Here is a 12,177-nt window from a genome sequence, read left to right on the forward strand (position 1 = left end):
CTAGCAAATTAACTGAATCAAGCGTTTTGGTATATGAATTTAGATTGAAGCTGTACAGTGTTTAAATACACAGTGCTCTAAACTGAAATGTTGAAGTTACTAACTTGTAGGTAACGTCGACTGTTTGGGGTTGTATAGTCAAGTAATTAAGTGCATGTGGTGGATGCCTTGGCAGTCAGAGGCGATGAAAGACGTGATAGCCTGCGAAAAGCTCCGGGGAGGCGGCAAATATCCTTTGATCCGGAGATGTCTGAATGGGGGAACCCACCTACTTTAAGGTAGGTATTGCAACATGAATACATAGTGTTGCAAGGCGAACGAGGGGAAGTGAAACATCTCAGTACCCTTAGGAAAAGAAATCAATTGAGATTCCCTCAGTAGCGGCGAGCGAACGGGGATCAGCCCATTAAGTTATGTGTGTTTTAGTGGAACGCTCTGGGAAGTGCGAACGTAGAGGGTGATATTCCCGTACACGAAAGGGCACACATAATGATGACGAGTAGGGCGAGGCACGTGAAACCTTGTCTGAATATGGGGGGACCATCCTCCAAGGCTAAATACTCCTGACTGACCGATAGTGAACCAGTACCGTGAGGGAAAGGCGAAAAGAACCCCTGTGAGGGGAGTGAAATAGATCCTGAAACCGCATGCATACAAGCAGTGGGAGCACCTTCGTGGTGTGACTGCGTACCTTTTGTATAATGGGTCAGCGACTTATATTCAGTAGCGAGGTTAACCGTATAGGGGAGCCGTAGAGAAATCGAGTCTTAATAGGGCGTTTAGTTGCTGGGTATAGACCCGAAACCAGGCGATCTATCCATGAGCAGGTTGAAGGTTGGGTAACACTAACTGGAGGACCGAACCCACTGTCGTTGAAAAGCCAGGGGATGACTTGTGGATAGGGGTGAAAGGCTAATCAAGCCTGGTGATAGCTGGTTCTCCCCGAAAGCTATTTAGGTAGCGCCTCGGACGAATACCATAGGGGGTAGAGCACTGTTTCGGCTAGGGGGTCATCCCGACTTACCAAACCGATGCAAACTCCGAATACCTATGAGTACTATCCGGGAGACAGACTGCGGGTGCTAACGTCCGTAGTCAAGAGGAAAACAATCCAGACCGCCAGCTAAGGCCCCAAAATCATAGTTAAGTGGGAAACGATGTGGGAAGGCATAGACAGCTAGGAGGTTGGCTTAGAAGCAGCCACCCTTTAAAGAAAGCGTAATAGCTCACTAGTCGAGTCGGCCTGCGCGGAAGATGTAACGGGGCTAAAACTATGTGCCGAAGCTGCGGATTTGACATTAGTCAAGTGGTAGGGGAGCGTTCTGTAAGCCGATGAAGGTGTATTGAGAAGTATGCTGGAGGTATCAGAAGTGCGAATGCTGACGTGAGTAACGACAAAACGGGTGAAAAACCCGTTCGCCGAAAGACCAAGGGTTCCAGTCCAACGTTAATCGGGGCTGGGTGAGTCGACCCCTAAGGCGAGGCCGAAAGGCGTAGTCGATGGGAAATTGGTTAATATTCCAATACTTCTGTGTAATGCGATGAGAGGACGGAGAAGGTTAAGTCAGCCTGGCGTTGGTTGTCCAGGTGGAAGGATGTAGGTATGTATCTTAGGCAAATCCGGGGTACTCTATACTGAGATCCGATAGCAAGCTGTACTTGTACAGCGAAGTGGCTGATACCATGCTTCCAGGAAAAGTCTCTAAGCTTCAGTTACACAGGAATCGTACCCGAAACCGACACAGGTGGTCAGGTCGAGTAGACCAAGGCGCTTGAGAGAACTCTGCTGAAGGAACTAGGCAAAATGGTACCGTAACTTCGGGAGAAGGTACGCTGTTGTTGGTGATGGAACTTGCTTCCTGAGCTGATGACAGCCGCAGAAACCAGGCCGCTGCAACTGTTTATTAAAAACATAGCACTCTGCAAACACGAAAGTGGACGTATAGGGTGTGATGCCTGCCCGGTGCTGGAAGGTTAATTGATGGGGTTAGCGTAAGCGAAGCTCTTGATCGAAGCCCCAGTAAACGGCGGCCGTAACTATAACGGTCCTAAGGTAGCGAAATTCCTTGTCGGGTAAGTTCCGACCTGCACGAATGGCATAATGATGGCGGCGCTGTCTCCAGCAGAGGCTCAGTGAAATCGAAATCGCTGTGAAGATGCAGTGTACCCGCGGCTAGACGGAAAGACCCCGTGAACCTTTACTGCAGCTTGACACTGAACTTTGACCTTACTTGTGTAGGATAGGTGGGAGGCTTTGAAGTTGGAACGCTAGTTCCAATGGAGCCGTCCTTGAAATACCACCCTGGTAATGTTGAGGTTCTAACTCTGTCCCGTTATCCGGGACGAGGACCGTGTCTGGTGGGTAGTTTGACTGGGGCGGTCTCCTCCTAAAGAGTAACGGAGGAGTACGAAGGTGCGCTCAGCGTGGTCGGAAATCACGCATAGAGTATAAAGGCAAAAGCGCGCTTAACTGCGAGACCCACAAGTCGAGCAGGTACGAAAGTAGGTCTTAGTGATCCGGTGGTTCTGTATGGAAGGGCCATCGCTCAACGGATAAAAGGTACTCTGGGGATAACAGGCTGATACCGCCCAAGAGTTCATATCGACGGCGGTGTTTGGCACCTCGATGTCGGCTCATCTCATCCTGGGGCTGAAGCAGGTCCCAAGGGTATGGCTGTTCGCCATTTAAAGAGGTACGCGAGCTGGGTTTAGAACGTCGTGAGACAGTTCGGTCCCTATCTACCGTGGGCGCTGGAAATTTGAGAGGATCTGCTCCTAGTACGAGAGGACCAGAGTGGACGAACCTCTGGTGTACCGGTTGTGACGCCAGTCGCATCGCCGGGTAGCTATGTTCGGAAGGGATAACCGCTGAAAGCATCTAAGCGGGAAGCCTACCTCAAGATAAGATTTCCCTAGGAATTTATTCCTCTAAAGAGCCGTTCGAGACTAGGACGTTGATAGGTTGGATGTGGAAGCATAGTGATATGTGAAGCTGACCAATACTAATTGCTCGTGAGGCTTGACTATACAACACCCAAGCAGTTGTATATAAAGCATCAATCGATTCATAAATCTACAAAGCAACTTGATTTAGTTATTCCACTAGATAAAATGAACACAGTCAGATTCAATCAGCCCAATCTGTAAAGATTTGGAAAACGCTTCGGCAGTCAATAAGACCAAAGCAAGTATCCATAAACAGTTGTGCTGGCGACCATAGCAAGAGTGAACCACCTGATCCCTTCCCGAACTCAGAAGTGAAACCTCTTAGCGCTGATGGTAGTGTGGGGTTACCCATGTGAGAGTAAGTCATCGCCAGCTCATTATTCTAAACACCCCCAACTAAAATTGGGGGTGTTTTTTATTGCGCGAAGAAATAAATAGAAAACACATAACTAAAAATCAGATTTGCACAGCTGCTCTGTTTCAGAGATATAGGGTCTTAGTTCAATGTAATAAAAAACATTTCATAATATTCCAATCTTTGCTTAATCTATAAATAATTAAATTTGAGTTTTCATCTATGCAGTTCAAAATTATCGCAGCCCAAGATCTAGATAAAAATCAATGCAATCAAATTGCTGAATTGTGTTTTGCTGCTTTTGATGAAGATCCTTGGAGCCAATATGCTTTCATGCAAAAAGCATTTCATGTCGTGGGTATATTAGATAATCAAATTGTTTCACATGCCTTATGGACGGATAGAGTTTTTAGTATAAATGGTAGCTTCGATGTAAAAACTGCTTATGTAGAGTATGTGACCACTGATTACACCATGAGAGGTAAGGGGCTTGCATCACAATTACTAAAATATTTAGTTGAAGCATTAACTGATTTGGAATATGAACTTGCTGCATTACAACCAGAAGATGAAGCGTTTTATAAAAAATTAGGTTGGACTACTTGGTGGGGAGATTTGTACATCAAACAAGATACATCTACTTATCTGACTGATGACTATGAAATTATGCTATATCCTTTGAGTATCTCTATGAAAGATCTACTATTGCATCGCTCCCAGGGCGATAGTATTTGCGCAGAATGGCGAGAGGGTGAGGTTTGGTAGTTAGAATGGTCTAATAATTTTATTATTTTTTTCTAAGTCTAATTTAGATGTAGCTGTCATTTTTTTATATTACTTAACTTTTTCTACTTTCCTGTTTATTAGACAAGCCTATAATGATTCAGAATCATTCCAAATCTAATAAGGATATAACATGTCTACCGATCAGCAATTTCCAACTCCCAACAATTTAGGTATCGCGGTATATTCCAATAATGCCGAAGCTATTGGTAATACACCTTTAGTACGTATTAACCGTTTGATTAAACCGGGCGCAACCGTATTAGCAAAAGTGGAAAGCCGTAACCCTGCATTTTCTGTGAAATGCCGCATCGGAGCGGCACTTATTGCAGATGCAGAGAAACGTGGTGTATTAAAAGAAGGTATGCACATTGTTGAGCCAACCAGTGGTAATACTGGTATTGCATTGGCGTTTGTTGCTGCGGCAAAAGGATATCCAATAACTTTAACTATGCCTGCAAGTATGAGCCTTGAGCGTAGAAAAGTATTAAAAGCTTTAGGTGCTAATTTGGTATTAACTGAACCCGCAAAAGGAATGAAAGGTGCAGTTGATGAGGCTATACGATTAGCAACTGAACAGCCAGATCTTTATTTCTTGCCACAACAATTTGAAAACCCAGCGAATCCACAAATTCATGTAGACACAACTGGTCCTGAAATTTGGCAAGCTACAGGTGGGCAGGTCGATATTTTAGTTGCGGGCGTTGGTACTGGCGGTACGATTACAGGTATTTCTCGTTACTTTGAACAGGTTCAAAATAAACCTTTGTATTCAGTAGCAGTTGAACCTGCTGAGTCTCCAATTATTACTCAAACCAAAAATGGTGAAAACATTACACCTGCACCGCATAAAATCCAGGGAATTGGTGCGAACTTTATTCCAAAGAATCTTGATTTGAACCTTGTAGATGAAGTCTTACCCGTGACTAGCGAAGAAGCAATTCAATGGGCGAGAAACTGTGCAACTCAAGAAGGTATTTTAGTGGGTATTTCAAGTGGAGCTGCATTAGCAGCCGCTGCAAAAATTGCAGAACGTCCTGAAAATGCTGGTAAAACCATTGTTGTTATTCTGCCAGACAGTGGGGAGCGTTATTTGTCTTCTGTTTTATTTGAAGGTTTATTTGACGAATAAAATTAACCGCATAAAAAAGCCCATCCATTGATGGGCTTTTGTTTAAGTTTTTTATAGAGCACTTTTTAAATTTTTTTGATGATGCTTAATAGATCGAGCATATTTTTTCGCTTTGTGACGGGTCCAGAAGCTTCTCTCATATCCTGTTGGCCCAACATTATAATAAGCTGTAGCTTTAAACCAGCTATCTGCGGTTTGATAGTAATGATTTAAAATATAAGCACCACATTGGATATTTGTAGATTCATCATACAAATTACCAGCACAAGTTTGTTGCCAATAGCTTGGAATAATTTGAGTTAAACCAACAGCTCCAGTCGGAGAGCGGGCATTACTATTATAGTTCGACTCTTGTCTGATAACTGCCGCGAGTAAAAGTGGAGGAACATTATATTTGTCAGCACTTTGAATAATCATAGGAGATAATCGATTGGCTGTACTCGGTGGAACGGAATAAGCTTTTTGTAAACCAGATGATAGCTTATTTGAACGCCAAGTAAATGAGCCACTATTAGGGCCTAAGCTTGTACATCCTGTCATTATGATCATCAAGAAAATTATGAAAAATTTCAGACCAAGGATGTGTAATTGTGATGGTTCAAAATGATTTTGGGTTAAAGATGGGGTAAGCAAAATACAAAACCAATAATGAAGTTTCAAATAAAATAATGGTATTTAGCCGTACTTATAGGATCAATGTTAGTTCTGTTGCTCAGCACATCTAAAAAGTAAGAATTTTGTATAATTGAAATGAAAAAAACCCGACATCCTGTCGAGGTTCCTTCGTATTCAGCTTTATGTAGCTAACTCCTGTCAACTACCGCTTCCTGCGTTCTTATTCTTCTTCAATGAGACATCCTGTCTCTCTATGATTCATATATTATGAAATAATACTAAAGCTGAATATCCGCAAATCACCGCAACTTTTGTACGTTTTAACTTACAGACGTACTTTTTTAACTTTCTTAAATACAAGGTCAACGAGTTTCTGAGCTATAGGAGCACAAATCAATACACTTGGGAAAGCCAGTATCCATGCAATAATCCAAGCTGATATCCACAATGAAACGAAGTAATGATTTAGTCCTACTACTTTAAAAGTTGAAATACCTGAAACGATAAAAGACATCATTCCCGATAAAATTAAGAGGAATAAAAGTTTCTGTGCTTTCATGGGTTTATAGTCCTTGATAAGCATTCAAGGTTAATGCAAAATTTTCTCCAAATTGTTGAGCAGTTTTAATATCTCCTTCATCAAACCTATCGGCATTACTGCCGTGTTCAGCCTGAGCCATTAAGCCTGACCATGAACCGAGACGGTTGGCTGCTTGAGCATAAGGAATACCTTGATGTTGCTCGGGCATAATCGGGTTGCCGACCCAGAGCATGCCGTGTTGCATACAAAAGGTAAAAAGTGAAATTAGTGTCGATTGTTTATCACCCGCGGGAAGAGAAGAAACGGTAAATCCAGCTGCTAATTTTCCTTTAAAATTCTGTTTTTTCTATAATGGCCCTGTTGCATCCATGAGTTGTTTTAATTTGGAAGATACGCCACCTAAATAAGTAGGAGATCCCCAAATTAAGCCATCATATTGGATAAGAGTCTCTGGGTTCTCGATAAGATCTTCAGCATTAAGTAAGTCTACTTCAATATCTTGATGGCTTAAAATACCAGTTTGAATTTGCTGAGCAATAAATTGGGTATGTCCTTGGCGACTATAGTAAATAATGGCAACAGTTTTCATGAGTATTTTCCTCTTTATCTAAATTTGAAATATTTTTGCAGTGAGATATAAACCACAGCCAAAGACACTATGGTTCAGTAAGCTTTTTAAGCAGTTCAGAAAAGGGTGCGGGGTTTTTGACGAAGCAAAACCACTACCCATGGCCGGTTGCATAATAAAAAAGGGAATTAGAACAGTGACTACACCAAATATTAGTGCTGAGTAAAACTGAGGATGAATGAGCCAATCTGAGCCGACAATGACAAGAAAGCTCAATGCAAAGATAATCCCAACACTATAATGAGTAATCCAGCCCAATAAATATTCACCCTGAATTTGAGGGCTTTGAGCGATAGATTGATGGATGAGTTTTCCTTGAACTATCCAACCTACCCAGCGTCCAAGAAAGGAAAAATTTAAAGTCGGGATCTTAAATATTTTTAGTATTAACAGCCATATATCCATAATAACTGTTGCACCAACACCAAGACATAAAGCTTGAAAGAATAATGTGGAGGTATTCATTTTTACACCTTGCTTTTATACGTATGAAACGTGATAAATTTATTGTGCAAGTTCAAGTTCACTTGAAGTCAAGAGGGTGTTATGGATATTGGTGAAGTTTCTAAGAAGGCAAAAGTCACAACCGCTACACTACGTTTTTATGAAGAGAAGGGGTTAATTAAACCGATAGGGCGGCAAGGTTTACGTCGGCAGTATGGTAAGCAGGTACTTGATCAACTGGCACTTATTGCTTTAGGACGTGCTGCGGGATTTTCTTTAAATGAGATCGCTACTATGTTTGGACAAGATGGTAAGCCTGATCTTGATCGTCAGAAACTAAAAAATAAAGCTGAACAACTAGAGCAAATGGCAAAGCGATTACATTTTATTAGTCAAGGATTACAACATGCAGCTGTCTGTCCAGCCGAAAATCATATGGAATGCCCAACCTTTCAGAACTTTTTGAAAGCAGCAATTGCTGGAGAATATCAGCCAACAAAACTTTAATTTTTTTGATGAAGTTATTTAGTTTGTGACTGTATTGAATAGTTGGGTTTGTCATATATTCGCCATAAAGATTTCATCTTTTTGAAGCAAAAACTTCATATAAGCTTGATTAAATTTGCTTAATTTTTTACCAAATGTATAAAATCATGAGCAAAAAAACTTTAGTCGCATTATTATGCTGTGCCAGTTTAGGATTGACGGCATGTAATGATGATAACGATCAAGAACAAACTTCACCTGCAGAAAACGTTACCGAACCAACTTTAATTTCTTTTGCCAAATTGCCTGTAGAAACCTATGCTGCTGGGCCAGACTCTGGTGCATATGTAAAAGGTGCAAATGGAATTTATCCGCCATTTAAAGGCCAGCCTGTACAAGGTTTTTCGGCTGCATTAAAAAATGAAGATGGTAGCTATATGGCAATGGCCGATAATGGTTTTGGTACCCAAGATAATTCTTCTGACTTTTTGCTTCGTATTTATAAATTAAAACCTGATTTTAAAACTAAAGCCAAAGGTACAGGGCAAGTTACTGTACAAAGCTTTATTCAATTGCGTGATCCAAACAAGTTAATTCCTTTTAATATCGTAAATGGTAATACACCTGAGCGTTTATTAACGGGTGCTGATTTTGACCCAGAGTCAATGCAACGGACTAGCGATGGTACTTACTGGATTGGAGATGAATTCGGTCCATATTTACTCCATTTCTCAGCAGATGGCGTACTTTTAGACGCTCCGATTCCCTTACCAAATCCATTAAATCCGACTCAAGAATTACGTTCACCACAAAATCAATTTAATAAAGCACAAATTAATTTTGTAGAACCTCTTGTTCAACAAAGTGGCGGTTTTGAAGGAATGGCGATTTCGCCAGATGGGCAGTATCTTTACCCTCTTATAGAAAAGCCAATTAAATCAATTCGGGAAACGGAAAGACAATTACTGATTTCTCAATTCGATATTAAGAAAAAAGCCTATACAGGAAAATATTATTGGTTCCAGCTAGATAGTAAGGCAACCAACATTGGAGATTTCCAACTCTTTAATGATAAAGAAGGCATTATTATTGAGCGTGATGCAACTCAGAATAATTTAGGCGGATATAAAAAATTAATTCGTATTAAATTGAATGAGTCAGGCCAGCTAGTAAGCCGTGAAGATTTAGCCGATTTAATTAAAATTGCTAACCCGAATATGTTGTATGGCACAGCAAGAGCAGGGGATATTGGTACGGGACAAGTTTTTGCTTTCCCGTTTGAAACCATTGAAGATGTGATTATTGAAAATGGCACAACGCTTACAGTACTAAATGACAATAACTTCCCAGGGTCGACTGGGCGTAACGCAAAACTGGCTGATGATAATGAGATTATTCAAATTCGTTTGCCAAAAGCTTTGTTCTAATGCCTATAAATAAATTGTGTTAAGACTACGGCGGATTTTATTCCGCCGTATTTATTCCGAGAATAAAATATTGGATAAACTTTAATCAAATTAATTTCTATATTATTGTTTTCGTATGTTTTATAAACAAGGAAAATGAATGAAATTCATGTTAAAATGATCGGCTTTCATCTTTAGATGTCTCTCCTTCATCTGCTAGCCGAGATTCGCAAGCCATGTCTACCGCTTATACCATGCAAACTGCGCCAAAAGCGTTGTTTGATTACGACAAATATTGGGCGTCGTGTTTTGAACCAGCGCCATTTTTGCCGATGTCACGAGAAGAAATGGACCAACTCGGCTGGGATGCGTGTGACTTTATTTTAGTCTGTGGTGATGCTTATATTGACCACCCATCATTTGTATCGGGTGTGATTGGGCGTGTACTTGAAGCACAAGGTTTCCGTGTCGGAATTATTGCGCAACCCGACTGGACCAACGTTGAAAGCTTCCGTGTTTTAGGTAAGCCAACGATTGCTTGGGGTGTAACCGCAGGTAATATGGATTCGATGATTAACCGTTATACGGCAGATCGTAAAATCCGTTCGGATGATGCTTATTCCCCAAATAATGAACCAAATAAACGTCCTGACCGTGCTGCAACAGTATATTGCCAACGTTGTCGTGAAGCTTTCCCAGAGGTACCAGTATTATTAGGTGGGATTGAGGGCAGTTTACGTCGTATCGCGCACTATGATTATTGGTCAGATAAAGTGCGTCGTTCAATTTTAATGGACTCAAAAGCCGATATGCTTATGTATGGTAATGGTGAGCGTGCCATTATTGACGTAATGCACCGTTTGGCTAAAGGCGAAAAAATCCACGAGATTACTGATGTTCGTGGGACAGCATTTATTATTAATAAAAATAACAGAGCATCTAAAGCAAAATTTGTTGAAATTGCCAGTAATGACGTAGATACGATTGGGCGTGTTGATCCAATTATTAACCCTTATGTCATGACTGAAGATATTGATGGCTGTGAGGTTGAGAAAGAAAAAGGTAACTCTTTAGCTCAATATCAAAATTTCCAAAAAGAGATTGTTGCAAATCCGATTGTACGTGAAGGCGATAAACTAGATGACGACACTCAAATTGTTCAACTAAAGCCTGCGCAATCAAAAGCAATTAAACACAAATTACCACCACGAGAGTTGGCGGTCATTCGCTTACCTTCTTTTGAAGAAGTGGCAAATGATCAAGTGCTTTACGCGCATGCAAACCGTATTTTGCACCTTGAAACTAATCCCGGTAATGCCCGTGCATTGGTGCAACGCCATGGTGAACGTGATGTATGGATTAACCCACCTCCAATTCCTTTAACGACTGAGGAAATGGATTATGTATTTGATTTACCTTATGCACGGTTGCCACATCCTACTTATGGTGATGCTCGTTTTCCTGCATTTGATATGATCAAATTCTCGGTCAACATTATGCGTGGCTGTTTTGGTGGTTGTACGTTCTGTTCAATTACAGAACATGAAGGTCGTATTATTCAAAATCGTTCGGAAGATTCAATCTTACGTGAGATTGAAAAAATCCGTGATACGGCACCAAATTTCACCGGCATTATTTCAGACTTAGGTGGTCCAACAGCAAACATGTACCGTTTGCACTGTAAAGATCCAGAAATTGAGAAGAACTGTCGTAAACCTTCTTGCGTTTATCCGGGCGTTTGTCAAAACTTGCATACCGATCATGCGCCATTAGTGCAGCTTTACCGTAAAGCGCGCGCAATTAAAGGTGTGAAGAAGATTCTGATTGGTTCAGGTTTACGTTATGACCTTGCAGTATTGAACCCTGAATATGTCAAAGAGTTGGTACAACATCACGTGGGTGGTTATTTAAAAATTGCTCCTGAACATACTGAGCAAGGCCCGCTATCTAAGATGATGAAACCGGGTATTGGTACGTATGATCGTTTTAAACAAATGTTTGACCGTTTCAGTAAAGAAGCAGGAAAAGAGCAATATCTAATTCCTTACTTTATTGCTGCGCATCCGGGTACTTCAGATTATGACATGATGCACCTTGCTATTTGGTTGAAAAAGAATGGTTTCCGTGCCGATCAGGTACAGACTTTCTATCCTTCACCAATGGCAACTGCAACAACGATGTATTATTCGGGTAAAAACCCGCTTGCTAAAGTCGCTCGCTATACTGAAAAAGTTGATATTGTAAAAGGTGAAAAACGTCGTCGTTTGCATAAAGCATTCTTACGTTACCATGATCCAAATAACTGGCCATTACTTCGTGAAGCCTTAAAAGAAATGGGCCGTGCCGATTTAATTGGTAATTCAAAGCAGCATTTAATTCCGACTTATCAGCCAAAAGGTACTGAAGGGGAATATAAATCTGCCCGTAAGAAAAATTCGTCTACAGCAGGTGACTCAGTTAAACGAAATAACCAGCAAACGAATAATCATTCAAATCACAAGCGTCCACAAAAAGGTCAGGTACTTACTCAACATACGGGTTTACCTCCTCGTGAAACAGGTGAGAAGAGACCATTTGGTGGCAAAAGTAAACCAAAATCCAAAGCTCGTGGATAATGATAAAAAAGGCTCTTAAACAGAGCCTTTTTTATTTTTGAAGAGGGGATTTAAATCGTATAGTGAGATTTTTGAGAATTTTTAACCTAAAAAATGTAATGAAAAATGATAAATTCTAAAAATCTGACGAACTGCACTTGATTGTTGCTGACTCTATGATTATAAATAATGTGAGGGTGGCTAAATTTAAGCCAAGCTTGATAACTACAAGTGAAATTACTAAGTG

General features: G+C 40.9%; 8 protein-coding genes, 2 rRNA genes and 1 pseudogene. 7 read left to right on the plus strand and 4 right to left on the minus strand.

The window, feature by feature from the left end; genetic code table 11:
• Positions 1–136: 136 nt before the first annotated feature.
• The 4 genes from CSB87_RS10485 to cysK all read left to right on the plus strand — a co-directional run bounded on the left by CSB87_RS10485 (position 137) and on the right by cysK (position 5,216).
• Positions 137–3,027, plus strand: a 23S ribosomal RNA gene (locus CSB87_RS10485).
• A gap of 179 nt (positions 3,028–3,206) precedes the next feature.
• Positions 3,207–3,321: ribosomal RNA gene (gene rrf / locus CSB87_RS10490) — 5S ribosomal RNA — on the plus strand.
• Positions 3,322–3,523: 202 nt separating this feature from the next.
• Positions 3,524–4,066: a GNAT family N-acetyltransferase gene (locus tag CSB87_RS10495; RefSeq protein ID WP_031952142.1), complete on the plus strand. Its 543-nt coding sequence runs from the start codon at positions 3,524–3,526 to the stop codon at positions 4,064–4,066.
• A gap of 151 nt (positions 4,067–4,217) precedes the next feature.
• Positions 4,218–5,216 carry a cysteine synthase A gene (gene cysK, locus CSB87_RS10500; protein WP_031952144.1) on the plus strand — a complete coding sequence of 333 codons (999 nt, stop codon included), beginning with the start codon at positions 4,218–4,220 and terminating at the stop codon, positions 5,214–5,216.
• A 51-nt stretch (positions 5,217–5,267) separates the two neighbouring features.
• Here cysK and CSB87_RS10505 read toward each other — a convergent pair whose 3' ends face one another.
• From CSB87_RS10505 to CSB87_RS10520, 4 genes and pseudogenes are all read right to left on the minus strand, one after another.
• Positions 5,268–5,876, minus strand: coding sequence for a lytic transglycosylase domain-containing protein (locus tag CSB87_RS10505; RefSeq protein ID WP_079377767.1), 609 nt, complete (start codon positions 5,874–5,876; stop codon positions 5,268–5,270).
• A gap of 280 nt (positions 5,877–6,156) precedes the next feature.
• Positions 6,157–6,390 (minus strand): DUF2798 domain-containing protein, encoded by a 234-nt coding sequence (locus CSB87_RS10510; protein WP_025466145.1) that lies wholly within the window; start codon positions 6,388–6,390, stop codon positions 6,157–6,159.
• A gap of 4 nt (positions 6,391–6,394) precedes the next feature.
• A pseudogene (locus CSB87_RS10515) lies at positions 6,395–6,961 on the minus strand (flavodoxin family protein).
• Positions 6,962–6,979: 18 nt separating this feature from the next.
• The gene (locus CSB87_RS10520) at positions 6,980–7,465 is read right to left on the minus strand and encodes a DUF2938 domain-containing protein (RefSeq protein WP_031952146.1); all 486 of its coding nucleotides are present in this window, start codon (positions 7,463–7,465) and stop codon (positions 6,980–6,982) included.
• Between the two features lie 81 nt (positions 7,466–7,546).
• On the opposite strand from CSB87_RS10520, the gene CSB87_RS10525 reads away from it, so the two are divergent.
• The 3 genes from CSB87_RS10525 (at position 7,547) to CSB87_RS10535 (ending at position 11,951) form a co-directional block, all read left to right on the plus strand.
• Positions 7,547–7,951 carry a helix-turn-helix domain-containing protein gene (locus CSB87_RS10525; RefSeq protein ID WP_004711008.1) on the plus strand — a complete coding sequence of 135 codons (405 nt, stop codon included), beginning with the start codon at positions 7,547–7,549 and terminating at the stop codon, positions 7,949–7,951.
• Between the two features lie 146 nt (positions 7,952–8,097).
• On the plus strand, positions 8,098–9,357 hold the full coding sequence (locus CSB87_RS10530; RefSeq protein WP_031952148.1) for an esterase-like activity of phytase family protein: 1,260 nt from the start codon (positions 8,098–8,100) through the stop codon (positions 9,355–9,357).
• A gap of 215 nt (positions 9,358–9,572) precedes the next feature.
• Entirely contained in the window at positions 9,573–11,951 is a 2,379-nt protein-coding gene (locus tag CSB87_RS10535) for a YgiQ family radical SAM protein (protein WP_031952150.1), read from the plus strand.
• The last annotated feature ends 226 nt before the right edge of the window (positions 11,952–12,177 follow it).

The organism is Acinetobacter sp. AR_0276, from assembly GCF_003000705.1.
In the GTDB taxonomy this organism is placed as follows: domain Bacteria; phylum Pseudomonadota; class Gammaproteobacteria; order Pseudomonadales; family Moraxellaceae; genus Acinetobacter; species Acinetobacter nosocomialis.

Coding starts and splice junctions, on each gene's coding strand:
- cysK (WP_031952144.1), top strand. CDS start 4,218: ATGTCTACCGATCAGCAATTTCCAACTCCCAACAATTTAGGTATCGCG.
- CSB87_RS10495 (WP_031952142.1), top strand. CDS start 3,524: ATGCAGTTCAAAATTATCGCAGCCCAAGATCTAGATAAAAATCAATGC.
- CSB87_RS10530 (WP_031952148.1), top strand. CDS start 8,098: ATGAGCAAAAAAACTTTAGTCGCATTATTATGCTGTGCCAGTTTAGGA.
- CSB87_RS10525 (WP_004711008.1), top strand. CDS start 7,547: ATGGATATTGGTGAAGTTTCTAAGAAGGCAAAAGTCACAACCGCTACA.
- CSB87_RS10510 (WP_025466145.1), bottom strand. CDS start 6,390: ATGAAAGCACAGAAACTTTTATTCCTCTTAATTTTATCGGGAATGATG.
- CSB87_RS10520 (WP_031952146.1), bottom strand. CDS start 7,465: ATGAATACCTCCACATTATTCTTTCAAGCTTTATGTCTTGGTGTTGGT.
- CSB87_RS10535 (WP_031952150.1), top strand. CDS start 9,573: ATGTCTACCGCTTATACCATGCAAACTGCGCCAAAAGCGTTGTTTGAT.